15 protein-coding genes are annotated in these 17,170 nt (G+C 67.4%); 9 read left to right on the top strand and 6 right to left on the bottom strand.

Translation table 11 applies throughout. The features are described 5' to 3' along the window. Positions 1-15: 15 nt before the first annotated feature. From ACN6O8_RS23445 to ACN6O8_RS23430, 4 genes are read left to right on the top strand one after another with little or no spacing between them, the layout of a single operon-like run. The gene (locus ACN6O8_RS23445) at positions 16-1,725 is read left to right on the top strand and encodes an ABC transporter permease (protein ID WP_427993375.1); all 1,710 of its coding nucleotides are present in this window, start codon (positions 16-18) and stop codon (positions 1,723-1,725) included. 16 nt (positions 1,726-1,741) lie between these two features. Then, the gene (locus tag ACN6O8_RS23440; protein ID WP_061073683.1) at positions 1,742-2,827 is read left to right on the top strand and encodes an ABC transporter ATP-binding protein; all 1,086 of its coding nucleotides are present in this window, start codon (positions 1,742-1,744) and stop codon (positions 2,825-2,827) included. A gap of 24 nt (positions 2,828-2,851) precedes the next feature. Next, entirely contained in the window at positions 2,852-3,760 is a 909-nt protein-coding gene (locus tag ACN6O8_RS23435; protein WP_427993374.1) for a LysR family transcriptional regulator, read from the top strand. Positions 3,761-3,801: 41 nt separating this feature from the next. Beyond that, positions 3,802-4,446, top strand: coding sequence for a histidine phosphatase family protein (locus tag ACN6O8_RS23430; protein WP_427993373.1), 645 nt, complete (start codon positions 3,802-3,804; stop codon positions 4,444-4,446). Positions 4,447-4,462: 16 nt separating this feature from the next. Here the strand turns inward: ACN6O8_RS23430 and ACN6O8_RS23425 are convergent, their stop codons facing one another. From ACN6O8_RS23425 to carA, 4 genes are all read right to left on the bottom strand, one after another. Further along, positions 4,463-5,236, bottom strand: coding sequence for an SDR family oxidoreductase (locus ACN6O8_RS23425; protein ID WP_427993372.1), 774 nt, complete (start codon positions 5,234-5,236; stop codon positions 4,463-4,465). Between the two features lie 89 nt (positions 5,237-5,325). Then, positions 5,326-6,222: a lipid A hydroxylase LpxO gene (gene lpxO / locus ACN6O8_RS23420; RefSeq protein ID WP_427993371.1), complete on the bottom strand. Its 897-nt coding sequence runs from the start codon at positions 6,220-6,222 to the stop codon at positions 5,326-5,328. A 48-nt stretch (positions 6,223-6,270) separates the two neighbouring features. Then, positions 6,271-9,513 (bottom strand): carbamoyl-phosphate synthase large subunit, encoded by a 3,243-nt coding sequence (gene carB / locus ACN6O8_RS23415; RefSeq protein WP_427993370.1) that lies wholly within the window; start codon positions 9,511-9,513, stop codon positions 6,271-6,273. A 10-nt stretch (positions 9,514-9,523) separates the two neighbouring features. Then, positions 9,524-10,678: a glutamine-hydrolyzing carbamoyl-phosphate synthase small subunit gene (gene carA / locus ACN6O8_RS23410; protein ID WP_427993369.1), complete on the bottom strand. Its 1,155-nt coding sequence runs from the start codon at positions 10,676-10,678 to the stop codon at positions 9,524-9,526. Between the two features lie 216 nt (positions 10,679-10,894). On the opposite strand from carA, the gene tal reads away from it, so the two are divergent. Then, on the top strand, positions 10,895-11,848 hold the full coding sequence (gene tal, locus ACN6O8_RS23405) for a transaldolase (protein WP_427993368.1): 954 nt from the start codon (positions 10,895-10,897) through the stop codon (positions 11,846-11,848). A 33-nt stretch (positions 11,849-11,881) separates the two neighbouring features. Here the strand turns inward: tal and ACN6O8_RS23400 are convergent, their stop codons facing one another. Continuing rightward, on the bottom strand, positions 11,882-12,409 hold the full coding sequence (locus tag ACN6O8_RS23400; protein ID WP_427993367.1) for a carboxymuconolactone decarboxylase family protein: 528 nt from the start codon (positions 12,407-12,409) through the stop codon (positions 11,882-11,884). A 134-nt stretch (positions 12,410-12,543) separates the two neighbouring features. Here ACN6O8_RS23400 and ACN6O8_RS23395 point away from each other — a divergent pair, with 134 nt between their 5' ends. From ACN6O8_RS23395 to ACN6O8_RS23380, 4 genes are read left to right on the top strand one after another with little or no spacing between them, the layout of a single operon-like run. Beyond that, positions 12,544-14,736, top strand: a complete 2,193-nt coding sequence (locus ACN6O8_RS23395; RefSeq protein ID WP_427993366.1) for an ATP-binding protein — start codon at positions 12,544-12,546, stop codon at positions 14,734-14,736. 16 nt (positions 14,737-14,752) lie between these two features. Beyond that, positions 14,753-15,118 carry a response regulator gene (locus tag ACN6O8_RS23390; protein ID WP_427993365.1) on the top strand — a complete coding sequence of 122 codons (366 nt, stop codon included), beginning with the start codon at positions 14,753-14,755 and terminating at the stop codon, positions 15,116-15,118. 8 nt (positions 15,119-15,126) lie between these two features. Further along, positions 15,127-15,780, top strand: a complete 654-nt coding sequence (locus ACN6O8_RS23385; RefSeq protein ID WP_427993364.1) for a hypothetical protein — start codon at positions 15,127-15,129, stop codon at positions 15,778-15,780. Continuing rightward, positions 15,777-16,346: a biliverdin-producing heme oxygenase gene (locus ACN6O8_RS23380; protein ID WP_427993363.1), complete on the top strand. Its 570-nt coding sequence runs from the start codon at positions 15,777-15,779 to the stop codon at positions 16,344-16,346. Before ACN6O8_RS23385 ends, ACN6O8_RS23380 begins: the two co-directional genes overlap by 4 nt. A 14-nt stretch (positions 16,347-16,360) precedes the next feature. Here the strand turns inward: ACN6O8_RS23380 and ACN6O8_RS23375 are convergent, their stop codons facing one another. Further along, positions 16,361-17,155 (bottom strand): ABC transporter permease, encoded by a 795-nt coding sequence (locus tag ACN6O8_RS23375; RefSeq protein ID WP_427993362.1) that lies wholly within the window; start codon positions 17,153-17,155, stop codon positions 16,361-16,363. Between the last annotated feature and the right edge of the window lie 15 nt (positions 17,156-17,170).

Genomic DNA, 17,170 nt, shown 5'->3' with positions numbered 1-17,170 from the left:
ATTACGGGAATTTCGATGAATCTTCCGGGCCATTCACGCCTGCCCGCCGGCCCCGTGCTGGCCGCGCTCCTGGTGCTGGGTTTCCTGGCGCTGTTCCTGGCCGTGCCGGTGGGCACGGTGTTCTACAGCGCCTTCGTCAACGCCGATGGCGGCTTCACCCTCGGCCACTTCGGCGCGTTTTTCAACCAGCCGCTGATGCTGGAGGCATTTTTCAACAGCCTCTACGTGGCGGGCTGGTCGGCCCTGCTGGCCTCGCTGATCGCGGTGCCGCTGGCGTACTTCACGGTGCGCTTCGACTTCCGTGGCGCGCTGATCATCCAGACGCTGGGGGTGCTGCCGCTGATCATGCCGCCGTTCGTGGGCGCGGTGGCGATGCAGCTGCTCTTTGGCCGCTCGGGCAGCGTCAACCTGCTGCTGAACGACTGGTTCGGTTTCACCATTCCGTTCATGGAAGGGTTGAACGGCGTCATCTTCGTCGAGGCGCTGCATTACTTTCCGTTCATCCTGATGAACCTGGTGGTGGCCCTGCGCAACATCGATGGCGCGATGGAGGAAGCGGCTTTCAACCTGGGCGCGCGCGGCTTGCGGCTGTTCCGCCGCGTGATCTTTCCGTTGGCGCTGCCCGGCTATGTGGCCGGCGCGTCGCTGGTGTTCGTGAAGGTGTTCGACGACCTGGGCACGCCGCTGGTGCTGGGCACCACCAACATGCTGGCGCCGCAGGCCTATCTGCGCATCACGCAGGTGGGCCTGGAGGATCCGCTGGGCTACGTCATCAGCGTCATCATGATCGCCTTCTCGATCCTGGCGCTGTGGCTGTCGGCGCGGGTGCTCAAGGGCCGCGACTATTCGACGCTGCAAAAGGGCGGCAACTCGATCCAGAAGCGCAAGCTGCGCCCGGCCGAAAGCGTGCTGGCCTATGGCTGGATCAGCCTAGTGCTGCTGCTGGTGCTGTCGCCGCACATGGGCGTGCTGCTGCTGTCGCTGGCCAGCGTCTGGAGCTTCGCGCCGCTGCCCGACGGCTACACGCTGGCGCATTACAGCGCGGTGTTCAGCGAGTCGCAGGGCATGATCGCCAACACTCTGCTCTATTGCGGCCTGGCGGCGGGCGTGGACGTGATCCTGGGCACCGCCATCGCCTACCTGATGCTGCGCACCCGGCTGCCGGCGCGCCAGTGGCTGGACTTGCTGGCGTCGGCGGCCCTGGCGATCCCCGGCATCGTGCTGGCCATCGGCCTGCTGCGCACCTTCCGCGGGGTCGAGATCCCGGGCACCGGCACGCTGCTGACCTCGTCGTGGATCATCATCATGATCGCGTATTCGGTGCGGCGGCTGCCCTACGCGCTGCGTTCGTGCGTGGCGGCGTTGCAGCAGATCAACGTGTCGCTGGAAGAAGCGGCGCAATCGCTGGGCGCGACCCGCCTGCGCACCATCCGGCGGGTGGTGGTGCCGCTGATGGCCGGCGGCATGCTGGCCGGCTTCGTCACCAGCTTCGTGACGGCGGCGGTGGATCTGTCGGCCACCATCATGCTGGTCACCAAGGACAGTCAGGCGCCGATGAGCTATGGCATCTATCTGTACATGCAGAGCGCGGCGGGCCGGGGCCCGGGCGCGGCGCTGGGGGTGCTGGCGGTGGCCGCGGTCGCGATCGGCACGTATGTCTCGCATCTGCTGGTGGAACGCGCCCAGGCGCGCCAGCGCCCGGCGCGTCACGACGAGACGGCCTGAATCAAGGGGAATCGACATGAAGAAAGTCAGCGTTGAATGCCGCAATATCCGGCTGTCGTATGGCAAGACCGAAGTGCTCAAGGACGTCAACATCAGCATCGAGCCGGGCGAATTCTTCGCCCTGCTGGGGCCGTCCGGCTCGGGCAAGTCCACCCTGCTGCGCCTGATCGCGGGCTTCAACCGCCAGGACGCCGGCCAGTTGCTGGTGGACGGCAAAGACATCAGCGCCATCCCGCCCTGGAACCGCAACATCGGCATGGTGTTCCAGAACTACGCGCTGTGGCCGCACATGACGGTGTGGGACAACGTCGCGTTCGGGCTGGTCGAACGCAAGCTGCCGCGCGAGCAGATCCGCGCCAAGGTCGAGGCCGCGCTGGAGCTGGTGGGATTGTCGCAATACGCGCGCCGCCGTCCCAACCAGTTGTCCGGCGGCCAGCAGCAGCGCGTGGCGCTGGCGCGCACCATTGTGATCGAGCCGCAGGTGCTGCTGCTGGACGAACCGCTGTCGAACCTGGACAAGAAGCTGCGCGTGCAGATGCGCCAGGACCTGCTGAGCCTGCAACGGCGACTCGGCATCACCACCATCTTCGTCACCCATGATCAGGAAGAGGCCATGACCACCGCCGACCGCATGGCGGTGCTGGACCACGGCGTGGTGCAGCAGATCGGCGCGCCCAGCACGTTGTTCGATTACCCGGTGAACCGCTTCGTGGCCAACTTCGTCGGCACCATGAACGTGCTGGAGGGCGAGGTGCGCGAGCGCACCAGCGGCAGCGTGGTGCTGGCGGTGGAAGGCGTGGGCGACCTGCACCTGCCCCTGGCGGCCGAGGCGCCGGCGGCGCAGCGCCTGGCGGCGAGCTTCCGGCCGCACACGGTGCAGATCGAGATGGCGGACGGGCTGGGCGACGCGCGCTATGTGTGGCTGCCGGGCGTGGTGGAGAGCAGCGAATTCCTGGGCGAGTTCACCCGCTACCAGGTGCAGATCGGCGAACAGCGCCTGACGGCCGACCAGTCGCACCTGGCGGGGCTGTCGCCGTTCCCGGTGGGGGCGCCGGTGTCGATCGGCCTGGAGCCGACCCAGGTGCGGCTGCTTGCCGCCTGAGCCGGCTTCTCCTACAAAGGCGGCATGGAAATCTATCAGATCCGCGCCTTCGTCACCGTCGCCCGCCTGGGCAACCTGACACGGGCCGCCGAAGCGCTGTCGCTGACCCAGCCGGCCGTTACCGCCCAGATCAAGGCGCTGGAGCAGAGCCTGGGCGTGGCGCTGTTCGACCGCAACGGCGGACGGCTGGCGCTGGCCAAGGCCGGCGAGATGCTGCTGCCCACGGCCGAATCGCTGCTGGTGCTGGGCGCGCAGTTCAAGTCCGAGGCGCAGCAGCTCCAGGGCAGCCTGCAAGGCGTGGTGGAACTGGGGCTGCCCAGCGAAAAGCCGGACTTCCTGCGGCTGGGCGAGCTGGCGGCGGCCATCACGCAACGGCTGCCGCTGATCGAACTGAAAACCCAGATCCTGCCCACCGCCGTGCTGGCCGAGCAGGTCAGCACCGGCCGCTTGCCAGCGGCGCTGACCATCGCCGCGCATCCGCCGCGCGGCGTGCTGTGGCTGCCGCTGCGCAGCGTGCGCTATCGCATCGCGCTGCCGACCGAGCATGCCGCCGTGCTCAAGCGCGGCGGCTGGCGCGAGGTGGCGCAACTGCCATGGCTGGACGGCCCGGCCGGCAGCCATACCCACCTGTTGCTGCGCGACATGTTCGAGCGCCATGGGCTTTCGCCGCGCGTCGCCATGCAAAATGACGACCAGGCCAACCTGGAGGCGCTGGTGCGGGCCGGCGCCGGCTGCGCGCTGTTGCGCGAAGAGACCGCGCTGGCCGGGGCCGCTTCGGGCGACTTCATGGTCTGGGGCCAGGCGCGCGCCGATGCGGTGCTGGGCTTCATCCTGCCGTACGAACGCGCTAGCGAGCCCGCGCTGGTCGCGTTAAGCTCAGTGATTCAAGCCATCTGGAAGCCGCGCGCGCCGGTCGCGCCCGACCCGCTCTAGCCGTACCGTTGCGCGCCCTTCCCCACCGTATCGACACCGTAATGACTGAAATCTGGTTCATCCGCCACGGCGAAACCGACTGGAACCGCCAGCGCCGCCTGCAGGGCTGGCAAGACATCCCGCTGAACGAGTTCGGCCGCAACCAGGCCGGCCTGCTGGCCTCGCGCCTGCGCGAAGAGGCCCGCAGCACGCCGATCGACGCGATCTACAGCAGCGACCTGCAACGCGCCCACGCCACCGCCGCGCCGGTATCGGAACAACTCGACCTGCGCGTGCGGGTCGAGCCCGGCATCCGCGAACGCGGTTTCGGCGTGCTGGAAGGGCTCGACCTGGAGCGCATCGACGTGCTGGCGCCGGAAGCGGCGTCCGCCTGGCGCAGCCGCGATCCGCTGCGCGCGCTGGACGGCGGCGAAACGCTGGGCCAGTTCCAGTCGCGCGTGATTTCGACGGTGGACGACATTGCCGGCCGTCACGAGGGCGAACGCATACTGATGTTCACCCATGGCGGCGTGCTGGACATCATCTGGCGCCATGCCAGCGGCGTGCCGCTGAACGCGCCGCGCGACGCGGCGCTGCTGAACGTCAGCATCAACCGCGTGGGCGTGCGCGGGCGCCAGTGGCAAGTGCTGGACTGGGGCGACGTGAGCCACGTGGCCGCCGAGGTCGGCGACGACGTCGTGCCATGACGGCCGGCTTGTTTTCTCAGCCAGCCGTGTCCGCCTTGCGCGGTTTGCGCGGCGCGTTGCGCGCCAGCCGGTCGTAGACCGCATTGGGCAACAGGCGCATCAGTTTCGCCACCACGCCCATCTGCCAGGGGATCACCGTATACGACGTGCCGCGTCCGATGGCCGCATGGGCGCGCTGCGCGAACTTGTCGGCGTCCATCAGGAACGGCATCTTGTACGGATTGTGGGCCGTCATCGCGGTCCTGATGTAACCCGGCGCGATGGTGACGACGCGGATGCCGTCGCCCGCCAATTCCAGCCGCAGGCTTTCGCAGTAGGTCACTACCGCCGACTTGGACGCGCTGTAGGCGCCCGCGCCCGGCAACCCGCGCACGCCAGCGACGCTGGCGATGCCGACCAGACGGCCGCACCCGGCGGCGCGCATCGGTTCTACGAACGGTTCGAAGGTCGCCACGGTCGCCAGCAGGTTGGTGTCGACGATGGCCTTGAAGACCTCGTAGTCCTCGTGTTGCCCGGTCAGCGTGCCGGCGCTGATGCCGGCGCTGGCGATGACCACGTCCACCCGCCCCTGGCAGAACGCGATGAAATCCTGAGCGGCCGCGTGCAGCGCCTGCCGATCGCACACGTCCACGGCGTAGCAACGATGCTGGCCGGGCAGGCTGGCGGCCAGTTCGCGCAGCGCGTCCTCGCGCCGGCCCAGCAGGCCGAGCGTGGCGCCGCCGGCGGCGTAGCGTTGCGCCAGGGCGCGGCCCAGGCCGCTGCTGGCGCCGGTGATGAATACTCTATCCATGGAGGCTGGCCCCGGGTCGGATGAAAAAAGGCGAAGCCTCCCGGATGAGAGGCTCCGCCCGCTATGCTACAGGAACACCGACGCCGCGATTACAGGAAGATCAGCGCGAAGATCGCCGCCACCAGCGCCCACTTGGACAGGTAGTACAGCGGCTTGCTCTTCTTCTTGAGCGCCTTGCCGAAACGGCGCACGGCATACACCACGCCGAAGATGCGGTTGATGCCGCCGGTGGCGTCGCCTTCCTGGTTGGGCGCTGCCGCCGCGCGCAGCAGGAAGCCGCCGACCACGCGGTTGAAGGCCTGGGCCCAGCGGTAGCGCATGGGGCGCTCGACGTCCGCGAACAGGATGATGCGGTTCTGGTCGGTCTTGTTTTCGGCGTAGTGGATGAAGGTCTCGTCGAACACCACCGCTTCGCCGTCGCGCCAGTAATATTCCTGGCCGTCGACGTTGATGTAGCAGTCGGGACTGTTCGGCGTGATCAGGCCCATGTGGAAACGCAGCGAACCGGCGTACGGATCACGGTGGCGCGGCAGGCGGCTGCCCGGCGGCAGCGAGGCGAACATCGCCGCCTTGATGGTCGGAATGCCCGCCAGCAGCTTGGTGGTGACCGGACAGAGGGCCTCGGCCGACGGATGATCGGCGTCGTACCACTTCAGGTAGAAGCGCTTCCAGCCCGTCTTGAAGAACGAATTGAAGCCCGCGTCGTTGTATTTGTCCGAGGCCTTGATGTGGCCGTCACCGTAAAGGTTGACGGCCTCGGCCCGGATCTCGTCGCAGCGATCCAGCAAGACCTTCAGCTCCGGGAACTGGTCCAGGTCGAGATAGGGCTTGTTGGGCACGCTGGAGAACGCGTACATGAAACAGTTCAGCGGCGCCGTGAACGTGGAGTGATCCAACGCCTGCCGCGAGAACCGGTGTCGGACGCGGCCACGGTAGTGGACTACCGTGGCGCATACGATGAATAACGCCAGAATGAACCACTTCATTCTTTTGTCCTCAATGCACTTGCGGCGCGCCCTCTGCGCGCCCAAGCGTTATTTGTCCGACAAGGACGCGTGAAGTTCCTGCAGCGGATACACCTGCAGGCCCAAGCCCTGGCGCAGATATTGCATGCCTTCGACGGCCGCGCGGGCGCCGGCGATGGTGGTGAAGAAGGTCACGCGCGCGGCCAGCGCCTGCGTCCGGATGGTGCGCGAGTCGGCGATGGCGTTGCGGCGCTCTTCGACGGTGTTGATGACCAGCGCGATCTCGCCGTTCTTGACCATGTCGACGATGTGCGGGCGGCCTTCGGTGACCTTGTTGACCAGTTGCACCGGGATGCCGGCCGCTTCGATCTCGGCGGCGGTGCCGCGCGTGGCCACCAGCTTGAAGCCCAGGGCGTGCAGGCCGCGCGCCACTTCCACGGCGCGGGGCTTGTCCTGGTTCTTGACGCTGATGAACGCCGTGCCGGACTCCGGCAGGCGCACCCCGGCGGCCAGCTGCGACTTGACGAAGGCTTCGCCGAAGCTGGTGCCCACGCCCATCACTTCGCCGGTCGACTTCATTTCCGGGCCCAGGATGGTGTCCACGCCCGGGAACTTCACGAACGGGAACACGGCTTCCTTGACCGAGAAGTAAGGCGGCACGACTTCGCGGGTGATGCCCTGCGCCGCCAGCGTCCGGCCGGCCATGGCGCGCGCGGCGATCTTGGCCAGTTGCAGGCCGGTGGCCTTGGACACGTAGGGCACGGTGCGCGAGGCGCGCGGGTTCACTTCCAGCACGTAGACGTCGCCGCCCTGGATGGCGAACTGCACGTTCATCAGGCCGCTGACGTTCAGGGCCTTGGCCATCATCGTGGTCTGGCGCTTGATCTCGGCGATGACTTCCGCCGACAGCGAGTACGGCGGCAGGCTGCACGCCGAGTCGCCCGAGTGCACGCCGGCCTGCTCGATGTGTTCCATGACGCCGCCGATGAAGACGGTTTCGCCGTCGGCCAGGCAGTCCACGTCGACTTCGGTGGCGTTGTTCAGGAAGCGGTCCAGCAGCACCGGCGAGTCATTGCTGACCTTGACGGCCTCGCGCATGTAGCGTTCGAGGTCCTGTTGCTCGTGCACGATTTCCATGGCGCGGCCGCCCAGCACGTAGCTGGGACGCACCACCAGCGGGTAGCCGATCTCGGCGGCGTGGGCCAGGGCCTCGGCTTCGGTGCGGGCCGTGCGGTTGGGCGGCTGGCGCAGGCCGAGCTTGTTCAGCAGCTTCTGGAAGCGCTCGCGGTCTTCGGCGATGTCGATGGATTCCGGGCTGGTGCCGATGATCGGCACGCCGTTGGCTTCCAGCGCGCGCGCCAGCTTCAGCGGCGTCTGGCCGCCGTACTGGACGATCATGCCGACCGGGTTTTCCTTGTGGACGATTTCCAGCACGTCCTCCAGCGTCAGCGGCTCGAAGTACAGGCGGTCGGAGGTGTCGTAGTCGGTGGAGACGGTTTCCGGGTTGCAGTTGACCATGATGGTCTCGTACCCGTCTTCGCGCAGCGCCAGCGCGGCATGCACGCAGCAGTAGTCGAATTCGATGCCCTGGCCGATGCGGTTCGGGCCACCGCCCAGCACCACGATCTTCTTGCGGTCGGTGGGCGCGGCTTCGCACTCTTCCTCGTACGTGGAGTACATGTACGCGGTGCGGGTGGCGAATTCGGCGGCGCAGGTGTCCACGCGCTTGTAGACCGGGCGCACGTTCAACTGGTGACGCAGCTTGCGCACTTCGGATTCGACGGTGTCCAGCAGGAACGCCAGACGGCGGTCGGAGAAACCACGGCGCTTCAGTTCCCACAGGGTGGCCTGATCCAGGTCGGACAGCGTCTTCTGTTCGAGCGCCAGTTCGATGTCGACGATTTCCTTGATCTGCGACAGGAACCAGGGGTCGATGTGCGTGATGTTGTGCACTTCGTCCAGCGTGAAGCCTTGCGCGAAGGCGTCGCCCACGTACCAGATGCGTTCCGGACCGGGTTCGCCCAGCTCGACCTGCAGCTTTTCGCGGTCGGTGGTCTTCTGGTTCAGGCCGTCGACGCCCACTTCCAGGCCACGCAGCGCCTTCTGGAACGATTCCTGGAAGGTGCGGCCGATGGCCATGACTTCACCCACGGACTTCATCTGGGTGGTCAGGCGGGCGTCGGCGGTGGGGAATTTCTCGAAGGCGAAACGCGGCACCTTGGTGACCACGTAGTCGATCGACGGTTCGAACGAGGCGGGCGTGGCGCCGCCGGTGATTTCGTTCTTGAGCTCGTCCAGCGTGTAGCCCACGGCCAGGCGCGCGGCGACCTTGGCGATGGGAAAGCCCGTGGCCTTGGACGCCAGCGCCGACGAACGCGACACGCGCGGGTTCATCTCGATGACGATCATGCGGCCGTTCTTGGGATTGACGGCGAACTGCACGTTCGAGCCGCCCGTATCCACGCCGATCTCGCGCAACACCGCGATCGATGCGTTACGCATGATCTGGTATTCCTTGTCGGTCAGCGTCTGGGCCGGCGCCACGGTGATGGAGTCACCGGTGTGCACGCCCATGGGGTCCAGGTTTTCGATGGAGCAGACGATGATGCAGTTGTCCGCCTTGTCGCGGACCACTTCCATCTCGAATTCCTTCCAGCCCAGCAGCGACTCTTCGATCAGCAGCTCGCTGGTGGGCGAGGCTTCCAGGCCGCGGCGGCAGATGGTTTCGAATTCTTCGGCGTTGTAGGCGATACCGCCGCCCGAACCGCCCATCGTGAAGCTGGGGCGGATCACGGCGGGGAAGCCCGAGGTGCCGACTTCCGCGGCGATGCGGCGCTGCACTTCCCAGGCTTCGTCCATGCTGTGGGCGACGCCCGACTTGGCCGATTCCAGGCCGATGTCGGTCATGGCCTGCTTGAACTTCTGGCGGTCTTCGGCCTTTTCGATGGCGTGTTCGTTGGCGCCGATGAGCTCGACGTTGTGCTTCTTGAGCACGCCGTGGTGGGCCAGGTCCAGCGCGCAGTTCAGCGCGGTCTGGCCGCCCATCGTGGGCAGGAGCGCATCGGGCTTTTCACGCTCGATGATCTTTTCGACGGCTTGCCAGGTGATGGGCTCGATGTAGGTGACGTCGGCCGTTTCCGGGTCCGTCATGATCGTGGCCGGGTTGCTGTTCACCAGGATGGTGCGGTAGCCCTCGGCCTTGAGCGCCTTGCAAGCTTGCGCGCCGGAGTAGTCGAATTCGCAGGCCTGCCCGATGATGATGGGGCCGGCGCCGATGATGAGAATGCTTTTTAGGTCTGTACGCTTGGGCATGATGCAATCTTTACTTTTGGCCGGACATCAGGCTGATGAACTTGTCGAACAGCTCCAGGATGTCGTGCGGACCCGGGCTGGCTTCGGGGTGGCCCTGGAAGCAGAAGGCCGGGCGGTCGGTGAGCTCGAAGCCCTGCAGCGTGCCGTCGAACAGCGAGACGTGCGTGACGCGCGCATTGGCCGGCAGGCTGGCCGCGTCGACCGCGAAACCGTGGTTCTGGCTGGTGATGAAGACGCGCTTGGTCGCCAGGTCCTGCACCGGGTGGTTGGCGCCGTGGTGGCCGGTCTTCATCTTGAGCGTCTTGCCGCCGACCGCCAGGCCCATGATCTGGTGGCCCAGGCAGATGCCGAACAGCGGCAGCTTCTTGTCCAGGAACACGCGGGTGGCGTCGATGGCGTAGTCGCAGGGCTCGGGGTCGCCGGGGCCGTTGGACAGGAACACGCCGTCGGGATTGAGCTTGAGGACGTCCTCGGCGCTGGTCTGGGCCGGCACCAGCGTCAGGCGGCAGCCGCGATCGGCCAGCAGGCGCAGGATGTTCGACTTGATGCCGAAGTCGTAGGCGACGACGTGGAACCGGGACTGGTCGGGCTGGGTGTAGCCTTCGCCCAGTTGCCAGGTGCCTTCGGTCCAGGTGGCGCTGTCCTTGATGGAGACGACCTTGGCCAGGTCCTGGCCCGCCATGCCGGCAAAGCCGCGCGCCAGTTCGACGGCGCGGTCGGCATCCGAGCCGACGAAGATGCAGGCGCCCTGGGCGCCCTTTTCACGCAGGATGCGGGTCAGCTTGCGGGTGTCGATGCCGGAAATGGCAACGATGCCCTGCTCGGACAGGTACTCGGGCAGCGATTGCGTGGCACGAAAGTTCGACACGCGCGCCGGACAGTCGCGCACCACCAAGCCGGCGGCGTAGACACGATTGGCTTCGACGTCCTCGGCGTTGACGCCGGTGTTGCCGATGTGCGGATAGGTCAGCGTGACGATCTGGCCGCTATAGCTGGGATCGGTGAGAATTTCCTGGTACCCGGTCATCGCGGTGTTGAACACCACTTCGGCAACGGTATGGCCAGGCGCACCGATCGACACGCCTCGAAAAATGGTACCGTCCGCCAGAGCCAGAATTGCAGGAGGGAAGCGGTTGATCCCCTCGGGAAAAAGTTGCGGCAGCACAGTAAACCCCGGTTTTAGAATCGATAATCAAACCTTGGAATTATACCTTGAGCGGCCGTTTTTCCCGGGAAGCCGCGCCAAATAAGGCTGGAATCGAAGATTTCAGCCTGCGCGCCGGGCCGGTCGCGGCCCGCCGCCGTACCGATGAGGACTGCGCCGCCGGGTCGGTGATACGCTAAGGCACCTTCCACCCCGATGCCGCGAGCCGTATTGTCCATGCCCAGCCAACTTGACGCCCTGCGCAATCACACCACCGTCGTCGCCGACACCGGCGATTTCGAAGCGATGAAGGCGCTGCGTCCCACCGACGCCACCACCAACCCGTCCCTTATTTTGAAGGCCGTGCAGCAGGACGCTTACCGGCCGTTGCTCGAGAAAACCGCCCGCGACCACCGCGGCGCGCCCACCCCCGAACTGATGGACCGCCTGCTGGTCGCCTTCGGCCGCGCCATCCTGGACATCGTGCCCGGCCGCGTCTCGACCGAGGTCGACGCGCGTCTGTCGTTCGACACCCGCGCCACCATCGAGCGCGCCCGCGCCCTGATCGCGCTATATGAAGCCGCCGGCGTGCCGCGCGAACGCGTGCTGATCAAGATCGCGTCCACCTGGGAAGGCATCCAGGCGGCCCGCGCGCTGCAGGCCGAGGGCGTGCGCTGCAACCTGACGCTGCTGTTCTCGCTGCCGCAGGCGGTGGCCTGCGCCGATGCCCAGGTGCAATTGATCTCGCCCTTCGTCGGCCGCATCTATGATTGGCACAAGAAGGCGGCCGGCGCCGCCTGGGTCGAAGCCGATCATGCCGGCGCGCGCGACCCCGGCGTGCAGTCGGTGACCCGCATCTACCAGTATTACAAGCGCTTCGGCATCGCCACCGAGATCATGGGCGCGAGCTTCCGCAATGTCGGCCAGATCCTGGCGCTGTCGGGCTGCGACCTGCTGACCATCAGCCCCGAGCTGCTGACGCAACTGTCGCGGACCGAGGGCGACGCCCCGGCGCAGTTGCGCGCCGACATGGCCGGCGGCGACAGCGCCCGCATCGCCTCGGACGAAGTGGCGTTCCGCACCCAGCTCAACGACGATGCCATGGCCAGCGACAAGCTGGCCGAGGGCATCCGCGCCTTCGTGGCCGATGCCATCAAGCTGGACGCGCTGATCGAGGCGCAGCGCGCGTGACGCGCCCCGCCCGGTTCCGCGGGCCGGACGCACTCAGCGGTGATCGTGCGAATGCACCTGTAGCGCTTCCAGAAAGCGCGACACCATGTTGTAGGCGGCGACGGTGGCGGTGAGTTCGACGATCAGCTTTTCCGACCCCATGGCGGCGCGGGCCGCCTGGAACACCGCTTCGGGCACCTGCACCTGGCGCGTCATGGCGTCGGTATAGGCCAGCACCGCGCGCTCGCGCTCGCTGAACAGCGTCGACGCCTGCCAATCGGGCAAGGCATCCAACTGGGCTTGCGACACCCCTTCTTTCAGCGCGATCGGCGCGTGCTGGTCGGCTTCGTATGGCGCGCCATTGACCGCCGCCACCCGCATGATCACAAGTTCGCGGATATCGCCCGGCAAGGTCGACAGTTGCCGGATCGCGGTCAGGTAGTTGAGCCAGCCGCCGGCCACGGCCGGGCTGTGCAGCAGCATCTGGTACAGGTGCAGCACGCTGCCGCGCTCGGCAACGATGCGCTCGACCAGCGGCCGCGCATCGGGATGGGACAGATCGGCGTAGGGAAGACGTGCCATGAAAACTCCGTAGGGATGAAAGCCAAGATCCTAGGCCCGGTCCAGGCCAAAAAACCGATGCGCTGCAAATGCACACATTCACAAGAACTTTGACATAATGACAGAACATTGCGCACCTCGAGGACAGGCCTAGCATGAATGCGCCTACCCAGTCCCACCCGCTAGTCACGCTCGCCAACTGCGACAGCGAACCGATCCACGTCCCGGGCGCCATTCAGCCGTTCGGTGCGCTGCTTGCGTTCGACGCCGCGGGCGTGCTGCGCTATGCCAGCGAAAACGCCCCGCAGTTGCTGGACATGCCGCTGGCGCTGGGCTACCCCTGTGCGCCCGACGCCCTGCCGCCCGGCCTGGCGCACGCCCTGCCGGCCTGGCTGGCGAACACCGACCCGGTCTTCGATCCGCTCGCCATCGCGCTGGGCGGACATACCTATGACGTCATCGCGCACCGCAACGCCGACGACCTGACCTTGATCGAACTCGAGCGCCGCGGCGACGCCCCCGACATCGCCGACCCCGCGCGCATCTACCGCGGCATCGAACGCATCCGCTTGCAGCGCGACATCGCCGGACTGCTCGACCGCACCGTGCAGGAAGTACAGCGCGCCACCGGCTTCGACCGCGTGATGGCGTACCGCTTCCACCCCGACGACAGCGGCGAAATCGTGGCCGAGCGACGCGGCGACGCCACGCTCGAGGACTGGGTCGGACGCCGCTATCCGGCCGGTGACATTCCGGCGCAGGCGCGCCGCCTGTATACCGTGAACACCTTGCGCCAGATCGCCGACGGCCAGTACCGGCCCGTGCGCGTGCTGGGCGAGGACGGCCACGGCGGCGTGCCGCTGGACATGAGTTTTTCCGTGCTGCGCAGCGTCTCGCCGGTACACCTGGAATACATGGCCAACATGGGCGTGCGCGCCACGATGAGCCTGTCGCTGGTGATCGGCGGCCGCTTGTGGGGCATGATCGCGTGCCACCATCATGCGCCCCGCCAGATCCCCTACCCCGCCCGGCTGGCTTGCGAAGCGCTGGCGCAGGTGCTGTCGGCCGCCCTGGCCAACATCGAGGGCGGCGAGCGCGCCGAACGGGCGCGCCGCAGCGCCGCGCTGGTCAGCCGCCTGGCCGAACGCGTGTCGGATTCCGAGAACGTGCACCAGGCCCTGTCCGGCGGCCCGGACACGCCGGCCGCGCTGGTTCCCAACGACGCCGCGCTGTGCCTGTGGGGCAACAGCGTGACCGTATTCGGCGGCATCGCGCCCCGCGGCGAACTGGCCGGCATCCTGTGCGCGCTGGATCAGAGCGGCCAGCGGCTGGTGCACACCCACAACATCGCCCGCGACTACCCCGACCTGCAGACCGACCTGGTGCCCTACGCCGGCCTGCTGGCCTGCAAGTTCGACCCGATGAACAACGGCTGGCTGATCTGGCTGCGGCGCGAACAGGTCGAAACCGTGGTCTGGGGCGGCAAGCCCGAAAAGCAGTACGCCGTGGGCACGCTGGGGCCGCGCCTGACACCGCGCGGTTCATTCGAAGCCTGGCGCGAGGTGGTGCGCGACACCAGCGCGCCGTGGCTGCCCGCCGAACTGGAAGCGGTCGACAATCTGCGCGACGAGCTCTCGCACATCGCCACCAGCCGCGCCGCCGACGTCGACCGCGCCCGCACCGCCCTGCTGGCCATGCTGGGCCATGACCTGCGCGACCCGCTGCAATCCATCTCGATGGCGGCCACGCTGCTGTCCAAGACTGACTCGGGCGCCCGCATGGGCGAACGCATCCGCTATTCGAGCGGCCGCATGCAGCGGTTGATCTCGCAGGTGCTGGATCTTTCGCGCCTGCAGGGCGGCATGGGCCTGGGCATCGAGAAGCGCGAATGCCGGCTGTCCGAATTGCTGAACGGCCTGATCGAGGAAAAGCGCCAGGCCTACCCCGGCCTGCGCATCGAGCCCGAGGTGGCAGCCGGGCTGACGCTGATGGCCGACACCGACCGCATCGCCCAGGTGGTCACCAACCTGATGAGCAATGCGCGCCAGCATGGCGCGCCGCGCATGCCGATCCGCGTGGTGGCCAGGCAGGCGGGCGACGCCATCGAACTGGTGGTGGCCAACCACGGCGCGCCGATCCCCGCTGATGTCATGGCGCACCTGTTCTCGCCCTTCAAACCGGAATCGCTGGGCCACGCCCGCAACCGGACGGGGCTGGGGCTGGGCCTGTATATTGCCGAACAAGTCGTGCGCGACCACGATGGCGAGATCGCCGTCGCCTGCCGCGATGGCCTGGTCATTTTCACTGTCACCCTGCCGCGTGGCGCGGATGCGCCGCCCGCCCCTTGATTCCTGGAGACATCTTTTGAACGAAGCGCGCGTGTTACGCGTCCTGCTGGTCGATGACAACGAAATGGGCTCGGAACTGCTGGCCGAATTCCTGGCCATGTCCGGCCTGGAAACGCGCTGCGCCGGCACCGGCGAAGACGCCCTGGCGCAGGCCGCCCACTTCGATCCGCAAGCGGTGCTGGTCGACATCCTGCTGCCCGACATGGACGGCTACGAGCTGGCGCGGCGGCTGCGCGAGCGCAACACTGGCTCGCGCATCTACGCCCTGAGCGGCCTGGCGCGCCACGAACGCCACCAGGACGCGGCCCGCCTGTTCGACGGCTGGGTCGAGAAGCCCGCCGATCCCGACGCGCTGCTGAGCCTGCTGCGGCAGGCGGGCTGAGGCTGCCGATGCACGTCGATTCGTCCACCCACGCCCTGGCCGCGCAGGGCGTGCGCTTCAAGGTCCTGGCGCAGATCTTTCCGGTACTGCGCCATGAGGTCATCGCGCCGCTCTCCAACGCCACCCTGGCTACCGCCATGCTGCGCCAGGCGCCCGAAGACGCCGACGCCCAGGCGCTGCGGCAACGCACCCAGCGCCTGGGCAGCGAGCTGCAACAGATGCTGGAGGACAGCGTCGACGTGATCCGCGGGCTGGACCAGTGGCTTGACGACAACGGCGCCTCGCTACCGGCGGCGACGCTGCTGAGCGAATGCCGCAAACTGCTGTTTTCGCAGCTGATGTGGTCCAAGCGCCGCGTGCGCTGGCCCGACGCTCCCGCGCCGGTCGAACTGCCGGCGTACGCCGCGCGTTATCTGGTGATGGCGTGGGTGCTGTGCCTGCTGCCCTGGCTGCCGGAAGACGCCGAGCTCGAACTGGATGCGGCCGATCCCGCCGTATGGCACGCCCGTCTTCCCGCCGAGGCCGGTCCGCCGGCGACGCCGGGCCTGTTCACGCCGCAGGATATCGAGTCGCTGGCCACCGTGTCCGGCGGGCGCCTGGAGCGCCAGGCGCGCTGCTGGTCGCTGTATCTGCCGGCTCCGGCGCGCAAGGCGTCCGCATGATCTGCGCCGTGCACCAATTGCTGCGCGACGGCACCCGCGAACGCCATGAAACCCTGGATCAGGGCCTGGCGCTGACCGGCGACACCCTCAGCCAGGCCCGCTATCTGACCTACCTGCGCGCCCTGCTCGGCTGGCTGGAGCCGGTCGAACGGCAGCTATGGCAACAGGCGTGGCCGGCCGAACTGCGGGCCCCGGCCCGGGCCGGCAAGAGCGCGCTGATCCGCGCCGACCTGCGGGCCGCGGGCGATACCACACCGGTGCCGCAATGCCCAGACGCGCCGGCGCCGCAAGCCGCCGATGCCTACGCCCTGGGGGTGGCCTACGTGGTGGAAGGATCGCAATTGGGCGGACGTTTCCTGGCCAAACGGCTGGCGCACACGGCGCCCTCCCTGCCGCTGGGTTATCTGCGCGGCTACGGCGAGGAAACCGGCACGCTCTGGAAGGGTTTCCTGGCGCACCTGGACAGCGCCGCCCGCGGCCAGGAAGCGCAGGCGCTGCGCGGCGCGCTGGACGCGTTCGACAGCCTCACCGCCTGGCTGCGGCAGCAGCGCGCGCTGCGGGCCTGAGGCGCGCCCGCGCCTCAGAGTTTCTCGGTCTCGCCCGACTTGGGCTGCCACTTCATCAGGCGCTTCTCGCCGATGCCGACGATGTAATCGAGCACCAGCGCGAACGCGGTCAGCACCACGATGCCGGCGAAAACGGTGTTGACATCGAAGGTGCCTTCGGCCTGCAGGATCAGGTAGCCAACGCCGCTGGCCGAGCCCAGGTATTCGCCCACCACCGCGCCGACAAAGGCCAGGCCCACCGAGGTGTGCAGGCTGGAAAACACCCAGCTGGTGGCCGACGGCAGGTAGACATGGCGCAGCAGTTGGCGCTGGCGCGCGCCCAGCATGCGGGCGTTGTCGAGCAACGTCGGGCTGACCTCGCGCACGCCCTGGTAGACGTTGAAAAAGACGATGAAGAACACCAGCGTCACCGCCAGCGCCACCTTCGACCAGATGCCGAGCCCGAACCACATGCCGAAGATCGGCGCCAGGATCACGCGCGGCATCGAGTTGGCCGCCTTGATGTAGGGATCGAGAATCGCGCTGGCGCGCGGCGACAGTCCCAGCCACAGGCCGAACCCCAGCCCGGCGATAGTGCCGATGAAGAAGGCCAGCACCGTTTCGGTGAGCGTGACCCACAGATGGGTGTAGATGTCGGCGTTGGTGACGAACCAGGCCCAGATGCGGCCCCACACCTTGAGGGGTTCGCCGAAGAAAAACGCCACCTTGGAATCGCGCGAGGCGAAATGCCACACGCCCAGGATGACGACCAGCAGCAGCAACTGCCAGAAGCGCAGGCTGGCGGAACCCGGTTTGAACGACTTGGACATGGTCAGGGCCTGTAC

Source organism: Achromobacter sp. (assembly GCF_050285565.1).
In the GTDB taxonomy this organism is placed as follows: Bacteria; Pseudomonadota; Gammaproteobacteria; order Burkholderiales; family Burkholderiaceae_B; genus Achromobacter.
The sequence above is the reverse complement of the archived record's forward strand: the minus strand, read 5'-3'. Positions and strand labels throughout refer to the sequence as shown.

Coding starts and splice junctions, on each gene's coding strand:
- carB (WP_427993370.1), bottom strand. CDS start 9,513: ATGCCCAAGCGTACAGACCTAAAAAGCATTCTCATCATCGGCGCCGGC.
- ACN6O8_RS23425 (WP_427993372.1), bottom strand. CDS start 5,236: ATGGATAGAGTATTCATCACCGGCGCCAGCAGCGGCCTGGGCCGCGCC.
- lpxO (WP_427993371.1), bottom strand. CDS start 6,222: ATGAAGTGGTTCATTCTGGCGTTATTCATCGTATGCGCCACGGTAGTC.
- tal (WP_427993368.1), top strand. CDS start 10,895: ATGCCCAGCCAACTTGACGCCCTGCGCAATCACACCACCGTCGTCGCC.
- ACN6O8_RS23435 (WP_427993374.1), top strand. CDS start 2,852: ATGGAAATCTATCAGATCCGCGCCTTCGTCACCGTCGCCCGCCTGGGC.
- ACN6O8_RS23380 (WP_427993363.1), top strand. CDS start 15,777: ATGATCTGCGCCGTGCACCAATTGCTGCGCGACGGCACCCGCGAACGC.
- ACN6O8_RS23375 (WP_427993362.1), bottom strand. CDS start 17,155: ATGTCCAAGTCGTTCAAACCGGGTTCCGCCAGCCTGCGCTTCTGGCAG.
- ACN6O8_RS23430 (WP_427993373.1), top strand. CDS start 3,802: ATGACTGAAATCTGGTTCATCCGCCACGGCGAAACCGACTGGAACCGC.
- ACN6O8_RS23445 (WP_427993375.1), top strand. CDS start 16: ATGAATCTTCCGGGCCATTCACGCCTGCCCGCCGGCCCCGTGCTGGCC.
- ACN6O8_RS23385 (WP_427993364.1), top strand. CDS start 15,127: ATGCACGTCGATTCGTCCACCCACGCCCTGGCCGCGCAGGGCGTGCGC.
- ACN6O8_RS23400 (WP_427993367.1), bottom strand. CDS start 12,409: ATGGCACGTCTTCCCTACGCCGATCTGTCCCATCCCGATGCGCGGCCG.
- ACN6O8_RS23395 (WP_427993366.1), top strand. CDS start 12,544: ATGAATGCGCCTACCCAGTCCCACCCGCTAGTCACGCTCGCCAACTGC.
- ACN6O8_RS23440 (WP_061073683.1), top strand. CDS start 1,742: ATGAAGAAAGTCAGCGTTGAATGCCGCAATATCCGGCTGTCGTATGGC.